This is a genomic window from Bradyrhizobium yuanmingense (assembly GCF_900094575.1).
In the GTDB taxonomy this organism is placed as follows: Bacteria; Pseudomonadota; Alphaproteobacteria; order Rhizobiales; family Xanthobacteraceae; genus Bradyrhizobium; species Bradyrhizobium yuanmingense.
On sequence record NZ_FMAE01000009.1, the window covers coordinates 276,800 to 296,273 of the forward strand.

At 65.6% G+C, this 19,474-nt stretch carries 19 protein-coding genes and 1 riboswitch; of the genes, 11 read left to right on the plus strand and 8 right to left on the minus strand.

From position 1 onward, the window contains the following. Positions 1 to 64: 64 nt before the first annotated feature. Positions 65 to 288: riboswitch (cobalamin riboswitch) on the minus strand. A 40-nt stretch (positions 289 to 328) separates the two neighbouring features. Then, positions 329 to 964 carry a cob(I)yrinic acid a,c-diamide adenosyltransferase gene (gene cobO, locus GA0061099_RS30435; protein ID WP_036023503.1) on the plus strand — a complete coding sequence of 212 codons (636 nt, stop codon included), beginning with the start codon at positions 329 to 331 and terminating at the stop codon, positions 962 to 964. 5 nt (positions 965 to 969) lie between these two features. After that, complete coding sequence (locus tag GA0061099_RS30440) at positions 970 to 2,418, plus strand: cobyric acid synthase (RefSeq protein ID WP_036023501.1); 1,449 nt, start codon at positions 970 to 972, stop codon at positions 2,416 to 2,418. Here GA0061099_RS30440 and cobD read toward each other — a convergent pair. Together cobD and cbiB are read right to left on the minus strand one after the other, a co-directional pair. Then, positions 2,407 to 3,372 carry a threonine-phosphate decarboxylase CobD gene (gene cobD, locus GA0061099_RS30445; RefSeq protein WP_074448202.1) on the minus strand — a complete coding sequence of 322 codons (966 nt, stop codon included), beginning with the start codon at positions 3,370 to 3,372 and terminating at the stop codon, positions 2,407 to 2,409. The genes GA0061099_RS30440 and cobD overlap by 12 nt on opposite strands. Before the next feature lie 11 nt (positions 3,373 to 3,383). Next, positions 3,384 to 4,325, minus strand: coding sequence for an adenosylcobinamide-phosphate synthase CbiB (cbiB, locus tag GA0061099_RS30450; protein ID WP_036023485.1), 942 nt, complete (start codon positions 4,323 to 4,325; stop codon positions 3,384 to 3,386). Positions 4,326 to 4,445: 120 nt separating this feature from the next. On the opposite strand from cbiB, the gene cobU reads away from it, so the two are divergent. The 5 genes from cobU (at position 4,446) to GA0061099_RS30475 (ending at position 10,218) form a co-directional block, all read left to right on the plus strand. Continuing rightward, positions 4,446 to 4,949 (plus strand): bifunctional adenosylcobinamide kinase/adenosylcobinamide-phosphate guanylyltransferase, encoded by a 504-nt coding sequence (cobU, locus tag GA0061099_RS30455; protein ID WP_036023498.1) that lies wholly within the window; start codon positions 4,446 to 4,448, stop codon positions 4,947 to 4,949. Then, positions 4,946 to 5,728: an adenosylcobinamide-GDP ribazoletransferase gene (cobS, locus tag GA0061099_RS30460; protein ID WP_036023483.1), complete on the plus strand. Its 783-nt coding sequence runs from the start codon at positions 4,946 to 4,948 to the stop codon at positions 5,726 to 5,728. Before cobU ends, cobS begins: the two co-directional genes overlap by 4 nt. Positions 5,729 to 5,732: 4 nt before the next feature. After that, positions 5,733 to 6,365: a 5,6-dimethylbenzimidazole synthase gene (gene bluB, locus GA0061099_RS30465; protein WP_036023480.1), complete on the plus strand. Its 633-nt coding sequence runs from the start codon at positions 5,733 to 5,735 to the stop codon at positions 6,363 to 6,365. Between the two features lie 128 nt (positions 6,366 to 6,493). Continuing rightward, positions 6,494 to 7,528 carry an ABC transporter substrate-binding protein gene (locus GA0061099_RS30470; RefSeq protein ID WP_036023477.1) on the plus strand — a complete coding sequence of 345 codons (1,035 nt, stop codon included), beginning with the start codon at positions 6,494 to 6,496 and terminating at the stop codon, positions 7,526 to 7,528. Then, a complete protein-coding gene (locus GA0061099_RS30475; RefSeq protein ID WP_036023475.1) occupies positions 7,525 to 10,218 on the plus strand; it encodes a hybrid sensor histidine kinase/response regulator in 2,694 nt (897 codons plus the stop codon). Before GA0061099_RS30470 ends, GA0061099_RS30475 begins: the two co-directional genes overlap by 4 nt. 188 nt (positions 10,219 to 10,406) lie before the next feature. Here the strand turns inward: GA0061099_RS30475 and GA0061099_RS30480 are convergent, their stop codons facing one another. Beyond that, entirely contained in the window at positions 10,407 to 10,883 is a 477-nt protein-coding gene (locus tag GA0061099_RS30480) for a hypothetical protein (RefSeq protein ID WP_036005431.1), read from the minus strand. Between the two features lie 409 nt (positions 10,884 to 11,292). Next, entirely contained in the window at positions 11,293 to 12,222 is a 930-nt protein-coding gene (locus GA0061099_RS30485) for a LysR family transcriptional regulator (RefSeq protein WP_036023472.1), read from the minus strand. A 128-nt stretch (positions 12,223 to 12,350) separates the two neighbouring features. On the opposite strand from GA0061099_RS30485, the gene GA0061099_RS30490 reads away from it, so the two are divergent. Both GA0061099_RS30490 and GA0061099_RS30495 read left to right on the plus strand, forming a co-directional pair. After that, complete coding sequence (locus GA0061099_RS30490; protein WP_036023469.1) at positions 12,351 to 13,289, plus strand: ring-cleaving dioxygenase; 939 nt, start codon at positions 12,351 to 12,353, stop codon at positions 13,287 to 13,289. After that, entirely contained in the window at positions 13,286 to 13,912 is a 627-nt protein-coding gene (locus GA0061099_RS30495) for an alpha/beta hydrolase (protein ID WP_036023466.1), read from the plus strand. The genes GA0061099_RS30490 and GA0061099_RS30495 overlap by 4 nt, the downstream gene beginning before the upstream one ends. 40 nt (positions 13,913 to 13,952) lie before the next feature. Here GA0061099_RS30495 and GA0061099_RS30500 read toward each other — a convergent pair whose 3' ends face one another. Next, positions 13,953 to 14,927, minus strand: a complete 975-nt coding sequence (locus GA0061099_RS30500; RefSeq protein WP_036005440.1) for a magnesium transporter CorA family protein — start codon at positions 14,925 to 14,927, stop codon at positions 13,953 to 13,955. A gap of 181 nt (positions 14,928 to 15,108) precedes the next feature. Here GA0061099_RS30500 and GA0061099_RS30505 point away from each other — a divergent pair, with 181 nt between their 5' ends. Next, positions 15,109 to 16,032: an arginase family protein gene (locus GA0061099_RS30505; protein WP_245311232.1), complete on the plus strand. Its 924-nt coding sequence runs from the start codon at positions 15,109 to 15,111 to the stop codon at positions 16,030 to 16,032. A 27-nt stretch (positions 16,033 to 16,059) separates the two neighbouring features. Here the strand turns inward: GA0061099_RS30505 and GA0061099_RS30510 are convergent, their stop codons facing one another. The 3 genes from GA0061099_RS30510 to styA form a co-directional block, all read right to left on the minus strand. Further along, on the minus strand, positions 16,060 to 16,587 hold the full coding sequence (locus GA0061099_RS30510) for a flavin reductase family protein (RefSeq protein WP_036023460.1): 528 nt from the start codon (positions 16,585 to 16,587) through the stop codon (positions 16,060 to 16,062). After that, positions 16,587 to 16,889, minus strand: coding sequence for an EthD family reductase (locus GA0061099_RS30515; protein WP_036023458.1), 303 nt, complete (start codon positions 16,887 to 16,889; stop codon positions 16,587 to 16,589). The genes GA0061099_RS30510 and GA0061099_RS30515 overlap by 1 nt, the downstream gene beginning before the upstream one ends. A gap of 69 nt (positions 16,890 to 16,958) precedes the next feature. Next, complete coding sequence (gene styA / locus GA0061099_RS30520) at positions 16,959 to 18,209, minus strand: styrene monooxygenase subunit StyA (protein ID WP_036023456.1); 1,251 nt, start codon at positions 18,207 to 18,209, stop codon at positions 16,959 to 16,961. 93 nt (positions 18,210 to 18,302) lie between these two features. On the opposite strand from styA, the gene GA0061099_RS30525 reads away from it, so the two are divergent. Then, on the plus strand, positions 18,303 to 19,199 hold the full coding sequence (locus GA0061099_RS30525) for a LysR family transcriptional regulator (RefSeq protein ID WP_036023453.1): 897 nt from the start codon (positions 18,303 to 18,305) through the stop codon (positions 19,197 to 19,199). The last annotated feature ends 275 nt before the right edge of the window (positions 19,200 to 19,474 follow it).

Genomic DNA, 19,474 nt, shown 5'->3' on the forward strand with positions numbered 1-19,474 from the left:
AGGCGCACGGACCATTCTCCAGAAAGGCCCGCTTCCCCGTCGCGGAACACCCCGTCCGCCGGTCCAAAACTCGTCCGCGCTGGCAGGTCTCCCGGCTTGCGGAGCAGGGTTTTGGCCCTTCGATCCCCGCCTTCCCGATTCCCTTTCGGGACTCAGTGGCTTCGGGCATCTCTCCGGTCACGGTCGCGGGGGCGGCTGCATTTTGGACCCAAATCTTTGCGGATTCGGACCCTATCGCATTCCCTCTTCGCCTGTCATAGGACAGGAACCAACGCTAGGCCACCATTTGCCGGTGGCCGCCACTTGTCAAGCCGAAGGACCGGGACCGATGACGCCTGAACCGGAAACCCACACGACCGAGGAAACCGACGCCCGCCACGCCGCCAAAATGGCGAAGAAGAAGGCCGCTCGCGACAAGATCATGGCGACCAAGAGCGGTGAAAAAGGCCTGATCATCGTCCACACCGGCGCGGGCAAGGGAAAATCCTCCTCGGCCTTCGGCATGATCGTCCGCTGCGTCGCGCATGGCTTCCCTTGTGCGGTGGTGCAATTCATCAAGGGTGCCTGGGATACGGGCGAACGGCGCCTGCTCACCGGCCATTTCGGCGAACTCTGTCAGTTCCACGCGATGGGCGAAGGCTTCACCTGGGAGACGCAGGACCGTGCCCGCGACATCGCTGCAGCGCGCGCCGGCTGGGAGAAGGCCAAGGAGCTGATCCTCGACGAGCGGCTGCGCATGGTCGTGCTCGACGAGATCAACATCGCGCTGCGCTACGACTATCTCGACATCGCCGAAGTCGTCGAATTCCTGACGACGCAAAAGCCTGCGATGACGCATGTCGTGCTCACCGGTCGCAACGCCAAGGACGAGCTGATCGAGATCGCCGACCTCGTCACCGAGATGACGCTGGTCAAGCATCCCTTCCGCTCCGGCATCAAGGCGCAGGCCGGCGTCGAGTTCTAGCTTCAATGGCACGCGCATTGATGATTCAGGGCGCCGGCTCGGACGTGGGCAAGTCGCTCATCGTCGCCGGCCTCGCGCGCGCCTTTACGCGCCGTGGTCTGCGGGTGCTGCCGTTCAAGCCGCAGAACATGTCGAACAATGCCGCGGTCACGGTCGACGGCGGCGAGATCGGCCGCGCCCAGGCGCTGCAGGCGCTCGCCGCCGGCGTCGAGCCGCACACCGACATGAACCCGGTGCTGCTCAAGCCCGAGACCGATGTCGGCGCGCAGGTCGTCGTCCACGGCAAGCGCATCGCGACCGCACGCGCGCGCGACTACGCGGCGATGAAGCCGTCGCTGATGGGCGCGGTGCTGGAGAGCTTTGAACGGCTGAAGGCGCGGGCCGATCTGGTGCTGGTCGAAGGCGCCGGCAGTCCGGCCGAGGTGAATTTGCGCAAGTCCGACATCGCCAATATGGGCTTTGCCCGCAAGGCGAATGTGCCGGTCGTGCTGGTCGGCGACATCGACCGTGGCGGTGTCATCGCCCAGCTGGTCGGCATCAGGACGGTGATCGACCCCGACGATGCCGCGATGATCTCTGGCTTCGTCATCAACAAGTTCCGCGGCGATCCCACGCTGTTCGACGACGGCTACAGGCTGATCGAGCAAAAGACTGCATGGCGCGGCCTCGGCGTGCTGCCCTGGTTCCCGCGTGCCGGCGAGCTGCCGGCCGAAGACGCGCTCGGCCTGCGCGATGCGCGCAAGCCGGGCCAATGCAAGATCGCCTGCCTGGCGCTATCGCGCATCGCCAATTTCGACGATCTCGATCCTCTCAAGCTCGAGCCGGGCGTCGATCTCGTGATGGTGCGCCCGGGCGAGGCGATCCCGGGCGACGTGCGCCTCGTCATCATCCCTGGCTCAAAATCCACCCGCGGCGACCTCGCCTTCCTGCGCGCGCAGGGCTGGGACATCGACCTGCTCGCGCACCACCGCCGCGGCGGCCACGTGCTCGGCCTCTGCGGCGGCTATCAGATGCTGGGGCGCAGCGTCGCAGACCCCGAAGGCATCGAGGGGCCTGCGGGCGACACGCCGGGCCTCGGGCTTCTCGATATCGAGACGGTGATGAGCCCGCAAAAGACCCTCACGCGCGTTGCGGCCGTGCACGCGGCGACGGATCAGCCGATCCAGGCTTACGAGATCCACATCGGCCGCACCGACGGCCCGGATCGCGCCCGCCCCTTCGCAAAGCTCGACGGCGAGCCGGAAGGCGCGATCTCAAGGGATGGTCGTGTGCAGGGCAGCTATCTGCACGGCCTGTTCACGTCGGATGATTTCCGCAAGGCCTACCTCGCCAAGCTCGACATTCCCGCAGGCGACGAGCCCTATCACGCCAGCGTCGAAAGCGCGCTCGAGGCGCTGGCCGATCACATCGAAAAGCATCTCGACGTCGAAGGCCTGCTCGCGCTAGCGCGCTAGGGCCTCGGCAAGGCGCGTCCATTCGGCTTCGCTGCCGGGGAGCCCGAGGCGCAGCCATGTCGGCTGTTGCGCGAACACGCGGGACCAGATGTGGCTGCGCGCGAGCCTCTCCTGCGCAGCCACCGCGTCGGCCGTTTCGTACAAGCGAAACAGCGGTGTGCCGCCGATGAGCCGCCAGCTTCGCGAATGCGCCATTGCATCGAGGCGAACACAGTCGCGCGCGAGCCGCGCCGACGTCGCCTCGGCCCAAGTCTGATCGCGCAAGGCACGACAGCCGATTTCGATCGCCGCGCCCGAAACAGGCCATGGACCCGACACGGCGGCAAGCTTGTCGATGTCGGCGGCATGACCGATGGCGAAGCCGAGCCGCAGGCCGGCCAAGCCATAAAACTTTCCGAACGACCGCAGGATCAACAGTCCCGGTCGATCCGCGTCGGGTGCAAGCGACAATTGCGGAATCGGGTCCGCAAAGCTCTCGTCTACGACGAGACGGCCGACGCGCGGCAACAGCGCGAGCAGATCCTTGCGCGAATGGCACCGCCCGTCGGGATTGTTGGGATTGACGACGATGGCGAGGTCCGCACCCGCCAGCGCATCGAGCTCGGCAACCTCCTGGACGTCCCGGCCGGCGGCCGACAGGACGCCGGCATATTCATTGTAGGTCGGCGCGAGGATACGCGCGCGCCCGGGCGCCGCGAGTTGCGGCAGCAATTGAATGGCGGCCTGAGCACCGCCCATCGCAACGATCGGTGCGCTCGTGCGGTAGCCGTGCCGCGCCGCCTGATGCAATGCCTCGATCTCGGCGCGTGATGGCAGCGCGCTCCACGCGCGCGCGCTCACCTCGCCCACGGGATACGGCAGCCGGTTGATCCCGGTCGACAGATCGATCCAATCCTCTGCGCGTCCGCCGAAACGCCGCTGGGCCTGGTCCAGATTTCCACCGTGCTCGCGCATGCCCCGTTGTTTCACGCGAAAGCCAGGATCGCAAGCAGGCCTGCGACCAGCAGCATGGCGCGGCGATAGACCGTCAGCGCCTCGACGATGTCGGCGGCGCGCGGATCGCGCGCGCCTTCGTTCAGCCAGGGCTCTTCGGTCGCGCTGCCGTGATAGATGCGGGGACCGCTGAGCCGCACACCGAGTCCGCCGGCCATGGCCGCTTCCGGCCAACCGGCATTGGGCGAGCGATGCCGGCGCGCATCGCGCGTCATGCAGGCCAATGATTCCGACCGCTGCGGTGCCAGCAGCACGAACAGGAATCCGGTCAGCCGCGCCGGGACGAAATTGGCGACGTCGTCGATGCGCGCTGCCGCCCAGCCGAAGGCTTCGTGGCGTTCGCTGCGATGGCCGATCATGGAGTCCAGCGTGTTGATCGCCTTGTAGCCGAGGATGCCGGGCAAGCCCAACAGTGCGCCCCAGAACACCGGCGCGACGATGCCGTCGGAGGCGTTTTCGGCAAGGCTCTCGATCGCCGCGCGCGCGATGCCGGCTTGATCGAGGCTTGCGGGATCGCGGCCGACGATGCGCGAGACCGCTTCGCGCGCGGCGGCGACGTCGCCGGCCAGCAAGGGCGTGGCCACGGCAGCGACATGATCGTGCAGCGAGCGCAGCGCGACCAATGGCCAGGCCAGGATGCCAATCAGCACGATCTGGATCCAGCCCGAAGGAAGCAGTGATTGCAGCGCCCAGCCGAGCGCCGCGGAGAGCGCGATCACCGCAAGCGCGCCGGCGACGCCCGCGGCTCGGCGCAACGCCGGCGGATCGGACGCGCGATTCAAGGCGGTGTCGATGCCGGCAATCAGCCCGCCCAGCCAGGTGACGGGATGCCCGATCCGCGCGAACAGCCACGCCGGCCAGCCCAGAAGGGCATCCACCGCCATCGCCACCACCATCGCGCCCGCAAAGTCCACATCCAGCTCCTGTCCCGCCCCTGTTGCGCAAGACGGCGGCCGAGCGCAAGCCCCTCGCTGCCTGATTTCGGCTTTGTCTTTGGCCGCGTTTGATGATTAGTGCTGCGGCAGGAGACCTTTATGGCCATCATCTTGATCACCGGCGGGGCGCGATCGGGCAAGAGCACCCGGGCGGAGGCGCGCGCGCGCAGCTTTGCCGGCCAGCCCGTCTACGTCGCGACGGCCGAGGCGCTCGACGGCGAAATGCAGGAACGCATCGCAAGACATCGCGCGCGGCGCGGAGCCGATTGGATCGAGCGCGAGGTGCCGCTCGATCTCGTGCCCGCGCTGCTCTCGACCGAAGGTGGCGGCGCGAGGCTGGTGGACTGCCTGACGCTGTGGCTCTCCAACCTGATGCATGCGGCGCGCGATTGGGAGCGAGAGGTGAGAGAGCTCGCCGACACGCTGCCCCGCCTCAACAGCCCCGTCGTGCTCGTCACCAACGAGGTCGGCCTCGGCATAGTGCCCGACAACGCGCTGGCGCGCAGCTTCCGCGATGCCGCCGGAATCATGAACCAGATCATTGCCGGTGTCGCCGACGAGGTCGAGTTCGTCGTCGCCGGCCTGCCGTTGAAGCTGAAATGATCCCGCGCGCCGAGCACCTCAAGGACATCCTCGCCGATCTTAAGATGGCGACATCGTTCGTGACGATCCTGCCGGTGGCATTCTCGAAGCCTGCGGGCGACGGCGCCGTTGCGCGGGCAATGTGGGCGCTGCCGGTCGCGGGACTGCTGGTCGGCCTCGCCGGCGCCCTCACTTACAAGATCGCCATTCGCTTCGGACTGACGCCGAGCCTTGCCGCCCTCCTCGTGCTAGCCACGACCGCCCTCATCACCGGCGCGCTGCACGAGGACGGACTTGCCGACACCGCGGACGGCCTCGGCGGCGGCCGCACGCGCGAGCGCAAGCTCGAGATCATGCGCGACAGCCGGATCGGGACCTATGGCGTCTGCGCCCTGATCCTATCGTTCGGCCTACGCTGGAGCGCGCTTGCGACGATCGCAAATCCATGGGCCGTCATGCTCGCGCTGTGCGCGGCGCACGTTGCTGCCCGTGCCGGCCTGCCGGCCTTCATGTCGCTAGTCCCGTCGGCGCGGCCTGATGGCCTCTCTGCCGGCGCCGGGGCGCCGCCCGGGCGCAGCGTGGCCATAGCCTTCGCGCTTGGAACGCTTGCGCTTGCCCTGACGTTGGGGCCGGGCAAGGCGCTGGTCGGCCTGATCCTGCTGTCACTGGCCGGCCTGCTGCTGGCGCGGCTTGCCATCCGCCAAATCGGGGGGCAGACCGGCGACATCCTCGGCGCGTTCGAGCAGACGGGCGAGATCCTGATCCTGCTGGTGGCGGCGTCCTTCCAAATGGGGCGATGACCTCATGGTCGAGTTCGACGATAGCTTCCGCCAGCACTTACGCGAGCTGTTCGTGTGGCGCCGCGACGTGCGCCGCTTCCGCAGCGATCCGCTGCCGGAGGGGGCGATCGATCGCCTGATCGAGACCGCCTGCCTCTCGCCTTCGGTCGGCCTCAGCCAGCCCTGGCGCTTCGTGATCGTCAATGATGCTGCAACGCGCCGCGCCGTGGTCGAAGATTTCAGGACGTGCAATGCCGACGCGCTGAGCTGCTACTCCGGCGACCGCGCCGCACGCTATGCCACCTTGAAACTGTCCGGCCTCGAGCAGGCGCCCGGCCATCTTGCCGTGTTCGCCGACAAGGGCAGCGACATCGGCCACGGCCTCGGCCGCGCGACCATGCCTGAAACGACGGAATATTCCGTGGTCGCCGCCATCACCGCGATGTGGCTCGCCGCCCGCGCCGAGGGCATCGGCCTCGGCTGGGTGTCGATACTGAACCCTGCGCGCATGCACGCTGTTCTCGACGTGCCTGACAGCTGGAAGTTCATCGCCTATCTCTGCATCGGCTATCCCGAGATCGAGTGCGACCGGCCCGAGCTGGAGCAGGCGAAATGGGAGCAACGGCGCAGCGCGGACGCGTTCACGCTGCGGCGCTAGGCCGCCGGGCGCCGGGCGCCGGATCGAAAGCCTGCGAACGAACATTCACATGCGCCTTTCGCCGATTGTGGGCCCCCCGCTTTCGCGCTAAGCATCGAGCAAAGCAAGGCGATCGTGCAACGTAGTCCATGACGGGGCGATCTTTCGTTTCCTCGGCGGTCAATCGCCGCGGCTTCATTCGCCTCGCGACTGCGTCGGTCGCGGGATGGATCGCGCTCGGCGCAACCGACAATCGCATGCGGATCGTCGCCTCACTCACCGCATTGCCGCTCGACGACGAGCTGACCAGACGCGGCATGATCGACAGCGCAAGCTCTCGCCTGGGCAACCTCGTCGCCGGCTTGCGGCAGCGCGGCTGGGTCGAAGGCGTCAACTTCCGCCTCGAGCTCCGTTCCACCTTCGGCGCGCCGGACAGGTTGAAGATGGCCGTCCAGGAATTGCTCGACCTCCAACCGGACGTGATCCTGACGGGGTCGACGATCGAGACCGCCGCCGTCCTTGCCGCCACCAAGGCCATCCCGGTCGTGTTTGCGACCGCGAACGATCCGGTCGGCAACGGCTTCGTCGAAAGCCTCGCGCATCCCCGCGGCAACGCCACCGGCTTCACCAACAGCAGCGCCGAGATGGGCGGCAAGTGGCTCCAGCTGATCCGCGAGGCCGTGCCCGACGTCGCGCGCGTCGGCATCCTGTTCAACCCCGCGACCACCCCGCGCGGCGGACGCTTCTTCCTCGAATCGATCGAGCAGGAGGCTGCCGCATCCGGCGTCTCCGTGATCCCCGCGCCCGTCAACGCGCCCGCGGAGATCGACGACGCCGTCAAGCGCTTTTCCGAACTGCCCAAGGCGGCGATGGTGGCGCTGGTCGACAGCTTCCTCGTGGTCAACCGCAAGGCGGTGGTCGCGGCCGCCGCCAAATACCGCGTGCCCACGATCTATCCGTTCCATTACTTCATCGATGCCGGCGGGCTGATGAGCTACGGCCCAACGCTCGAGGTGCGCTCGGCCGATTACGTCGACCTGATCCTGCGCGGCACCAAGCCCGGCGACCTTCCAGTGCAATCGCCGCGCAAATACGAGCTGTTGATCAACCGCACGGTCGCCCGCTCGTTCGGCTTGACGATCCCGTTCACGCTGCTCGCGCGCGCCGACGAGATCCGCGAGTGAACGATCCCGGCGACCAGGAACCTTCGCGCACGCCTTCCGGCCGGCTGTTCAGGAAATATCTCTACTCGATCGTCGCCCTCGCCTTCGCCGCGCTCGCCATCAACACCAGCTTCGACGTCTGGTTCTCCTATCGCGAGCAGAAGCAGCTGCTGGCGGCGACCCAGCGCGAACAGGCCGCCTCCGCAGCGATTCAGATCGGCCAGTTCATCGGCCAGATCGAGAACCAGATCAGGTGGCTCGCGCGCCTGCCGCCGGAGCTGTCGACCCACGAGGACGAGCGGCTGAACGCCATCCGCCTCCTGCGCCTCTCGCCTGCGATCGCGGAGATCGCCCAGCTCAATTCGGAAGGCCGCGAGCAGCTGCGCGTATCGCGCCGGATCGCCGACAAGGTCGGCAGCAACGCCGATCTCTCCGCTTCAGCCGCCTTCCGCGGTGCCAATGACAGCCGGGCCTATTACGGTCCCGTCTATTTCTTCGGCGACACCGAGCCCTTCATGACGCTCGCCACGCGCGGCACCGGGCGCGCTCCCGATGTGATCGTCGCCGAGGTCAATCTGCGCTTCATCTGGGACCTCGTCACGGGAATCAGGGTCGGCAACACCGGCAAGGCCTATGTCGTCGACCGCATGGGCGTGTTGATCGCGCATCCCGATTTATGGCGGGCGCTCCAGCGCAGCGATCTCTCCGGCCATGCCGACGTCCGCGCCGCGCTCGACGGCATCGGGCCGCCTTCGGGCGGCCTCGTCAAGGAGGATCTGTCCGGCCAGCGCGTGCTGTCGACCTATGCGACGGTGCCCTCGCTCGGCTGGCTGGTGTTCGTCGAGCTGCCGCTTACCGAAGCCTACGCGCCGATCTATGCCTCGATCGGCCGCTCGACCTTGCTGCTCGTGATCCTGCTCGCCTGCGCGGTGCTGGTCTCGCTGGTTCTCAGCCGGCGCATGACCGTGCCGATCCAGCTGCTGACCCAAGGAGCCAGGCGGATCGGCAGCGGCGACCTCAACTCGCGGCTCGCGATCAAGACCGGCGACGAGCTGGAGGCGCTCGGCGAGCAGTTCAACCGCATGGCGGCGCATTTGCGCGAATCCTACGCCACGCTCGAGCGCAAGGTGATCGAGCGCACCTCCGAGCTGGAGAAGGCCCGCGACCACGCGCTCGCCGAGCACGACGCCGCCGAGCGCGCGCGCCGCGCGGCGGTCGCGGCCAATGAGACCAAGTCGCGCTTCCTCGCCGTCGTCAGCCATGAGTTGCGCACGCCGCTCAACGGCGTCATAGGCGTGCTGCAACTCTTGGACGACGGCAGCCTCAGCGAGGCCCAGCGCCGCCATCTTGCCACCGCGGCGGCGTCGGGCGAAACGCTGATCGCGCTGGTCGATGCGGTGCTGGAATATGCGCGTCTCGAGGCCAGCACGGAAATGCTGGAGACGTGCGACTTCCGTCTCGACCAGTTGATCGAAGCCGCCGGCGACCTGATGCGTCCGCAAGCCCTCGACAAGGGCCTGAGCTTCGATCTCGCCTGCGATGACACGGTCGACACCGCCGCGCATGGCGATCCCGTCAGGCTCAACCGCATCCTGCTCAACCTGATCGGCAACGCGATCAAGTTCACCCCGAGCGGCGGCATCGGCGTGAGCGCGGCAACCGAGCGGCGCGGCGATCACCTCCTGCTGTGCATCATCGTGCGCGACACCGGCATCGGCATCGCGCCCGGGCTGCACGAGCGGATTTTCGAGGATTTCGTCCAGGCCGACGACAGCATCGCGCGTCGCTTCGGCGGCACCGGCCTCGGCCTTGCGATCGCGCGCCGTCTCACCCGCCTGATGCGCGGCGAGCTCAAGGTCGAGAGCGCGCCCGGCGCGGGCAGCACGTTCACGCTCGAAGTGCCGCTCGGGCTTGCCGGAAGCAGCGTGGCGCAAGGCGCGCTTGCGCCGCCGTCGCGGCAGCTCCGCGTGCTTCTGGTCGACGATGACCCCGTCAATTGCGAGGTCGGCGCAGCGATCCTGCACCGGCTCGGCCACCACACGACGATCGCCAGGAACGGCGCCGCAGCCGTCGAGCTCGCCCGCGATCAGGCCTTCGACGTCATCCTGATGGATCTGCACATGCCCGACATGGACGGCGTGGAGGCGGCCTTCCGGATCGGCGAGCTCGGACTTGCCAAGATGCCGCGCCTCATCGCCGTGACCGCCGACGTCTCCGGCCGCGCCCGCGATCGGCTTGCCGGCGCCGGCATCGCCAAGGTCGTCAGCAAGCCGATCCTGGTCAACGCGCTGCGCGAGGCGATCGAGGATGATCTGGTGGCCGAGCCGGCAGCCGCGCAACGCCCGGCGACCGAACTGATCGATCGGCCTTTCCTCGACGACCAGCGGGAGCTGCTGGGCGCCGCGCAAATCGACAAGCTCCACCATCTGCTCCAGCAGACGGGAGAACGATTGATCCACGACATCGCCGACGCCGCGGCGGCGGGCGATCACAAGCACCTCGCACGATCCGCGCATCAACTTGGCAGCGCGGCAAGTGCGCTCGGCCTCGTCCGCCTGTTCGAGCGCAGCCGCGACGTCGAGCTGGCGGCACCCGCGATGTCACCTGCCGAACTCGACAGTGCCGCACGCGAACTCGCCGAGATTCGACAGGCGTCGATGCAAGCGCTGAATGATCTGCTTGAACCTGCCGGACAGCAATCTGTCAGCTAGATTTGCGCAGGTCGGAGCTCCCAAGCGTTCTCTCCTGCGGCACCAGCGGCTGGCCAAGCGGAAAGGTCAATCCCACGACTCCAGCCGGTTCTTCAGCAGGTCGCCCGGCCGGCGCTGTGTTTCCGGCCGGGGCAGCGCGCCCCCCAAGAGATCAACTACCTTCGTGCGGGACCTGTTAGCATTTGCTATCACGAGCCCGAAGTTTTAACGACCAGCTTTATGTTGAGCAGGTTGACACCCTTGAATGGGTTCGGCGCGCTTTCGATGGTTCCCGTACCCGTTGCATTCGCGTAGGCACCAGTGCCCGACAGAATCGTGTATTCGCCCGTCGATTTGCCGTCTTTGGCCGATCCGGTGTAGCGCGCCGTAATCGAGCCTTCCTCGAACGTGTAAGTGCTATAGCCGAAGAAGGGGCCAGACCCTTTGAGCTGGTCCGAACTATTGACGAACTCTTTCACGCCGATACGGCCATCGCTGAAGACGGCCACTCCGAAGAATTTCCCGGACACGACCGTCTGTCCTTCAACGTTTGCGGCCTCTATGACCTTGAGGTCGAGCGGCTTGGTGACGAGCTTGAACTCGAGCACCCGCTCACCGGCTACGGCGGTTGACGCCGCGACGGCCAATGCCACACCAGAAAGGAAAAAGGTGAGAGACTTCCGCATAGCTTCCTCCTGCGCTTGTTGAAACCAAGTCGAGAAGTGCGGGCGACTCATCGAGCCAGGCTCTTCGCGGTGGCACGGAAGAGAGCCCTCGGCAACGCCCGATAGCGGCTGAACTCTCTCTGTCCTGAGGCGAAGTCGGGACGCGAATATGAGTCCCAAGCCACGGGAAGAAAGTTCAAGTCTCCGTTGCGATATAATCTTATCCAGCCACTGCGCGGGACTCTCAGCAGAGGCACAATCATCATGGCCTCTGCTGGTTGCCGGACTTCATCTTATCATTCGCGCAAGAGTAATTCCGAGGAATCACTGTCAACAACGCTGACAATGGGAGAACCCATGCCACTCACAATTTCAGCGGCAGAGTCCCTAGACTGGCGCTGCGAGCCGTTGCCCCGGCAGATTCGTGGCTTCACGACCCAGCCTCCGCACGTCTGCGCCCGCCAACTTCCTCATCCTCCCGCCCGAACCGCTCGACCAGAAAATCGATGAACAGCCGCACCTTCACCGACAGATGCCGCGTCGGCGGATACACCGCATAGAGCGCAAGCGGCGGCGCAGAATAATCATCCAGCACTGTTCGCAGCTCGCCCTTCCGCAACGCATCGGCCGCAATGAACTCCGGCAGCAGCGCGAGCCCCCTGCCCTTGACTGCGACGTCGCGCAACACCTCGGCATTGTTGACGCAGAGCGACCATGCCGGCTGGATCCAGTGATCGCCGTCGCGGCCTGTGAGCTTCCATTGATTGCCCGTCAGCAGGAAGCCGTAGGTCAGCGAAGCATGCTCGCGCAGATCCTGCGGATGTTTTGGCGTGCCGTGCCGGGCGAGATAATCCGGCGACGCACAGATCATGCGCGCCACCGGCATGATCTTGCGCGCGATCAGGCTGGACGATTCCAGCTCCGCGATCCGCAAGGTCACGTCAAAGCCGTCCTGCACGGGATCGAGCAGATCGTCGCTGAGCACGATCTGGAGCTGCAGCTCCGGGAAGCGCGCCATGAAATCGGCCAGCACCGGCCCGAGCCGCATCGTGCCGAACGACATCGGCGCGTTGACGCGCAGCAGCCCCCGCGGTGCCGATTGCGCCTGCGTCACCGCCTGGTCGGCAGCCTCCACCTCCGAGAGGATCACGATCGCGCGCTCGAAATAGCGCTGGCCGTTCTCGGTCGGGCTGGCGTGCCTTGTGGTGCGGTTCAATAACTGGACCCCGAGGCTCTCCTCGAGGTCGGCGATGTACTTGCTGATCGCCGAGCGCGACAGCCGCAGCTGCCGACCGGCCTCGGCAAAGCTGCCGCTTTCCACCACCTTCACGAAGGCCCGGAGGCTGCCGAGCTTATCCAAGGGATCGCCCCGTCGACTGTTTCCAAATCGTAGACATAGTCGTCATATTTGCATGGATTGTCTCCAATCCAAAGCGGAACGATATTTCCGGCCAGAGCAAGACCGCTCCCCGAATTTGGAGGACGACAATGTCTGGACTGCACCATGTCACCGCGATTGCTGGCGATCCCATCCGCAATTTCGGCTTCTACACGCGGGATCTTGGCCTGCGCTTCGTCAAGAAGACGGTCAATTTCGACGATCCCGGCACCTACCACTTCTATTATGGCGACGAGACCGGCCGCCCCGGCACCATCTTGACCTTCTTTCCGTGGGCCGGCGTCTCGGCCGGCCGCCGCGGCGTCGGCGAGACCCATCAGACCGCCTTCCGCGTGCCGCAGCGCTCGCTCGGCTATTGGACGCAGCGCTTCACTGAGAAGGGCATCGCGTATGAGGCGCTGGAGAAGCGCTTCGGCGAGTCCGTGCTGCCGTTCACCGATCCCGATGGCATGGCGCTCGCGCTGGTCGGCATTCCCGGCGCCGAAAATGAGCCCGGCTGGAGCAATGGCGACGTGCCGGCCGAGCATGCGATCCGCGGCTTCCACGGCGTGACCCTGCTGCTCGACAGCGCGGCGAAGACGGCTTCCATCCTCACCGACGTGTTCGGCTTCAAGGAGACCGGGCGCGAGGGCTCGGTGATCCGTTTCAAGGCGCCAGGCGATGTCGAAGGCAGCGTCGTCGACGTCTACGAGGCGAAGGGCTTTCTGCGCGGGCATCAGGGCGGCGGGTCGGTGCACCACATCGCCTTCCGCGCGGCTGACGATGCCGAGCAGGGCCAGATGGCCGAGAGGCTCGTGAGCAATCACGGCCTGCACCCGACCGAGCAGCGCGACCGCAACTACTTCCGCTCGATCTACTTCCGCGAGCCCGACGGCGTGCTGTTCGAGATCGCGACCGACATCCCCGGCTTTGCCGTGGACGAGCCCGTGGCGAGCCTCGGGCGCGAGCTGAAGCTGCCTGCTTTCCTCGAACCGCACCGCAAGCAGATCGAGGGCGTTCTGCCGAATCTGGAAGAGACCGCGTCATGACGGAGACTGCATTCATCCATCGTTTCGAGCCCGCAGGCGACGCGGGCTCTCCACCTCTGCTGCTGCTGCACGGCACCGGCGGCGACGAGAACGACCTGCTCGGCCTCGGCCAGATGATCTCGCCCGGCTCTGCCCTGCTTTCGCCGCGCGGCCGCGTGCTCGAGCACGGCATGCCGCGCTTCTTCCGCCGTCTCGCCGAAGGCGTGTTCGACGAGGAGGACGTACGCCGCCGCGCGAACGAGCTCGGCGACTTCGTCGCGGAGGCGCGGCAACGCTACGGTATCGCCGCGCCGATCGCGGTCGGGTTCTCCAACGGCGCCAACATCGCCGCGGCGCTATTGCTGCTGCAGCCTGACGTGCTGGCCGGCGCGATCCTGCTGCGCGCGATGGTGCCGTTGTCGGATCCGCCAAAGGCTGCGCTCGACGGCAAGCCGGTGATGCTGTTGTCCAGCCAGGCCGACCCGATCGTGCCGGCGGGCAATTCGGCACGGCTCGCGGCGTTGTTGTCGGACGCCGGCGCGCGCGTCGATCACAAGGTGCTGCCAGCCGGCCACCAATTGTCGCAGGCCGATGTGACGCTGTCCCGCGACTGGATCAGCAAGGCGGACGCCAAGGCCGCATGATCGAGCAGCGGCGCATCGTTTGAACGATGCGCCGCTGCCATCACTCGAACCAGCCGCGCCGCTTGAACCAGATCAGCGGCAACAGGCCACTGGCGATGATTGCGAGCCAGGCCAGCGGATAGCCGAAGCTCCAGTCCAATTCGGGCATGTGCTTGAAGTTCATGCCCCAGACGCCGACCATGATGGTTGGCGGCACGCCGACGACTGAGACGATCGTCAGGATCTTGAACAGCTCGTTCTGCTGGATGTTGATGAAGCCGAGCACGGCATCGAGCAGCAGCTGGATCTTGTCCGACAATCGCGTCTCGTAATCGCTGAGCGAGACGACGTCCTTGGACACGGCTTCCAGACGCTTCTTCGAGGATGCCGTGATCCACTCGCTGCCGACGTCGCCGGCAAACGCGGCAACGCGGCCCACCCCGAGCAGGACATCGCGCGCCTTGGCGAGCCGGTCGGCCAGCTCGCCGACAGTCTCCAGGGCCTCCCGCATCCTGCGGCTGGAGCGCACCGGGCGCTGGGTGCGCACCAGGCCGCCCCTAAAGACACCCCGCGAAAGCTGATCGACCTTGCCGCCGAGATGCTCCAGGACATCGGCGCCGCGATCGATCATGGCCTCGAGCAGGCTGACGAACACGCACATGCCGTTCTCCAGGCTGTCATCGGAGCCGATGCGCTTGCCGATGTCGTCGAAGATCGGCAGCTCTGCGAAGCGCACCGTCACCAGCACATGCGGACCGATGACGAAGCCCACCGGCGTGATCTCGGCCTCGTCGGCCTCGGTGACCCGGACCGCGGGCGAACTGAGATAGAGCGTGCCGTGGTCGAAGATCAGGCGGCTCGACGCCTCGATCTCGCTGAGCGAGTCTTCCGAGGGAATGCGGATGCCGAGCAGCCGCTCGACGAACTGCTTTTCCTCGTCGGTACCGTTTAGAAGATCGGCCCAGATGACCTCCGTGGGCATTTCCGCGCCGATGCCGTGCCAGTCGTCGGACGGCCACCTGTAAAGTCTGAGCAAGAACCGAACTCCGTGGCCGCATCGTCATGCCGGATGGCGCCGCCGACTAACGCATGAGAGTTCCAGACGTTCAAGACCCTCCAAGTGACAGCGGCATTCCAGGGGACATCGAGATACCGACCCGGAACACGGTCGAGCGATGCACGTTGACGGACGCGCGGGTGATCCATGGATACGCGTAGTGCATCCCGACATGACGACATTCCTAGGTGTTGAGGCCTGCGACCTGACCGCCCCACCGCCGGCGGCTGACGCGATCCTGTTCGGCGCGTCGGATGCCACCCCGTACCTCGCAGGTCAGACCAGCCATGCCGCAAGAGCGCCCGACGTCATCCGTCGCGCGCTGCGTCACTATGAGAGCGATCTCACCCGCTGGGATTTCGATCAGGACGCCGAGCTGCTCGATCCGAGCAAAATGAGGGTCTTGGACGGTGGAAACGTCCCGACCGACCCAATGACGCCGGAGAGCAACCGTGATGCCATCAGAGCAGCCACGCAGGCCGTCCTTTCGGTCGGCGCCGTTCCGATCCTCCTGGGCGGTGATGATTCCGTCCCCATTCCTTTCTTCGAGGCGTTCCAGGACTGCAAGGGACTGACAGTCGTGCAGATCGACGCCCACCTTGATTGGCGGGATCAGCGAAACGGATCGGGCTATACCTTCTCCAGCACGATGCGGCGCGCCAGCGAATTGCCCTGGGTCAAGCGCATCGTGCAGGTCGGCTTGCGCGGCATCGGCGGCTCCGGTCGCGCCGAATTCGACGATGCAAAGGCGTGGGGCGCGAAGATCTTCACGGCAAGACATGTCCAGCATCACGGGATCGCAAGCGTGCTCGACGCGATCGAGGATGACGGCGAGTGCCTGATGACCATCGATTGCGACGGTCTCGATCCATCGGTCATCCCCGGCGTGCTCGTCCCACAGCCCGGCGGCCTGTCTTATTTCGACGTTATCGACCTCATACGGGGTGTCGCGGCAAAGTCCAGAATAGTCGGCCTGGACATCGTCGAATTCGTTCCCGAGCGCGATGTGCAGAATCTTGGAGCGATTGCGATCGCGCGGATCATATGCAATGCGCTGGGTTGCATTGGGAGACGGAAGGTATAGTGGTTCACCCTTCCGAGCACAGTCGTCTCAGGTCCACCATCCGTCACCGGGATAGGAAACACGATCCGCGGAAGAGATTTCCATCCCGACGCCCGTTCGAAGACGGCTGGCGTAGAATGCGAGAGGCGTTCCCTCATTGTGCCGGCACCAGCGCACCTCGCCGATGAAGAGCGTGTGGTCGGCGATATCGATCGATTGGACCACCTCGCAGGCGAACTGCGCCATCGCCTGCGGGAGCACGAAAAATCCTTGGCGAGCGACGAGCGGCGGAGCGTCGCGCAACAAGGGCCTTCCGGCAAAGTGCGCGCAGATCGCGGCGTCTTCCGCATGCAGCACATTGACCGAATAGACGCCGGACCTGGCCACAGCCTGCCACGTCCGCCCGTGCATGAGAGAGACAAGCACCGTCGGCGGGTTTGCCGAAACGGTCGTGAAGCTGTTGGCGGTCATGCCGAGCGGCGCGCCATCCTCATCGACGGTCGCGACGACGGTAATGCCCGTCGCGAACCGCGATGCGGCTGCCCGAAAACCGGCCGGTTCGGCATGATGGCCCATTACGCGCCTTCGATCTTGAAATGGCAGAGTGTCGCCCCCTTGGGCGAATAGTTTGGCACGTCGGCTGCGACCTTCCGGCCGATCTCCGAACCGAGCGCCGCGTCCATCGCAGCCGCATCGGAGAAGAATGCCTGGAAGATGCAGAACGGCGCCTCCCCCGGTCCGAGTCGTTGGGGGAAAGCGTAATGATGACGCACCAGACCAGGGAGCGTCGCTGCCAGGGGGGCATGCTTGTCGACGTAGTAGGCCCTGAAGGCCGATGGATCCTCGGGCGTCGGGTAAAGAACGGTCAGGCAATGCATTGGTGTTCCTCTCAGACATGGTTCAGCATCCGCCCAGGAGCGGAACTGAGTCCGTACGGCGGTTCGTCGTCAGGCGGCGATCCTGCCGCTTCTATCGATCCAGGCGTGGATGCGTTTGTCGCTCGCCAGACGATCCCACTGGCGCTCCGGATAATTGAAGTTCTCGGTGAACTCGTCGCAAAGCTCCCGGTCCTGCGACATGGCGAAGATCAGCCGGCCCATGGCGTCCGATGGCGGCTGCAGCATCATGTTGGTCCAGCGGGCAGCGGCAAGCACGCGGTTCTCGCGCGCACGGTCGACGTCCTCGACGAAGCGCGCATCGAATGCCACCGCATCGACGATCGCCTTGCCGAGCTCGAAGGCCGCATATGAGGCCATGTTGGCGCCCTGGCCCATCAAGGGATCGACGACGGAGTGAACGTCGCCCAAGGCAATGGCGAGCTTGTCGCCGTCGAAAGCCACCCAGGACTGCCGCACCGTTGGCACCACCGCGCCTTGCAGCAGGTCGAGAGGCTGGGCCAGCCCGAAGCGGTGCGTGTCGATGCGGTTGTAGGTGTGCGGATGATGCTTTTCCAGCTTGTCCAGAAGGGTCTGGCGGAATGCTGCCGGGTTGGCATCGTAGCTGAGCGAGACCAGGTCGGCCATGTCGCCGCCGGGAATGTTTTCCATCAACAGCGCCGTTTTCATGCCGCCGAAGCTCAGCGTGGGGATGACGATCATCTCGCCATGGCCGGGCGAGACGGAGAGGGTGACACCGCGTGGATCGTCACCATCGGGGCTGCCGTGATCGACGCCATCGTACAGGCCGACGCAAAGCAGGCGCTGCGGCCGCGTGTACGGAGAGAGTTCGGGCCGGTGAGCGAACATGCGCCCGAGGGCGCCCTTGCCGGTGGAGACGACGAGAAGGTCGAAGCGCGAGACCAGCGCGGGGATGTCGTCATCCTGAATGCTGGCATACTCGATCAGGCCGCCACGATCCTCGAAGTCCTTCATCAGGGCCGGCAGGTAGATTCGATAATCCACCGCGCGGCTCGGCCGCTGAAATGCACCGCGGAACAGGAGCCCGCCATCCGGGAAATTAAAGAAATGATCGTGGTGGTGATAGACCACTCGAGGATCGTCCCAGTGGTTCACTCCGAGCTCGTTCTCGCGCGCGATGGTGACGCTGTGATGCGCGACGGTATTCATCAGCCGTGTCGCCGCATACTGCTCCGGGGCGCGGTCCGTCAGCACGGTTGCCGCAATGCCCTGCTTCTGCAGGTAGAGCGCCAGATGCAGGCCGCCGATGCCGGCCCCGAGAATGCCGATCGATTTGCTCATTCGCGTTCCTCCCCTGAACGCAGGAAGGCTAGACCGGACCAGCCATGCCGTATATGGAATGGTCAGAATAATATAAATTCCGGCGAGGAATGAATGGACCGGATCGAGGCGCTGCAGACCTTCATCCGGGTGATGGAGGCAGGGAGTTTCACCCAGGCCGCCGACGACCTCGGTTTGGGGCAACCGGCGATCAGCAAGCGCATCGCGCTGCTGGAAGCCGAGTTTCGCTGCCGGCTGTTCGTGCGCACCACGCGCAAGCTGCGGCCGACCCCGGAAGCCGACCGCGTCTTGAAATACGCCAAGGACATCGTCGCGCTGCTCGAGAGCGCGGGCGCGCCGACGCAGAGCCGGATCGGCAATCCGTCAGGGACGTTGCGCATGACGGTGCCGACCTCGTTCGGCCGCTTCTTCTTCCGTGAGATCTTCGCCGAATACACCCGCCGCTATCCCGATGTCCGGCTGGACGTCAGCTTTACGGAACAGTTCGTCGACCTCATCGAAACCGGGACCGAGCTTGCGATCCGGATCGGCAGTCTCAATTCGAGTTCGTTGGTGGCGCGGCGGGTGGGCACCATCAAACGCCTGCTGGTGGCGGCGCCCGCGCTGCTTGCGCGTCATCAGGTGCCTTCGCTGCCGGACCATCTGCGCCGCATGCCCTGCGTCACCTACTCACGCCTGTCGCAGAAGAATCAGTGGACGTTCGAATCCGAAACCGGCCGTTACGTCGTGGACATCGCGCCGGCGATGACCTGTGACGATGCGGACGTGATGACGCTGGCTGCATTGGAGGGGATAGGCGTCGCCGTGCTGCCGAACTGGTGCACCGTCGAGCACATCGCGGCCGGCCGTCTCGTCCATGTGCTGCCCGACTTCGTCGTGCCGCCGCTGCCCATGCACATCGTCTATCCCGACCCGCAATGGATGTCACACCGGGCGCGACTGTTCCGCGATCTGATCATCGAACGTGCGGACGTCTTTGCGCTCGCGTGATCGCTTTCGAAACGTCGATCTCGCCCCTTCGGCAACCACGGAAACTGGCTCGTTCCGTTGAGTGTTCGGCGTCTGTAAAGGGTCACAACGCGAAGAACTCAGGTTGAGCAAACGCGGAAGTCGCGCTCATTCGATCAGCTCGTTGTGCAGATAAGTCCTTGGCTCAGATGTCATTTCGGCAGCCCGGGGGAATGTGCCAGCACGCCGGTTGATGGAAACGCGGTTCGGGGATGAGAAAAAAGGAGCTTCCGATTTCGGCGCAGCGGAGTTGATAC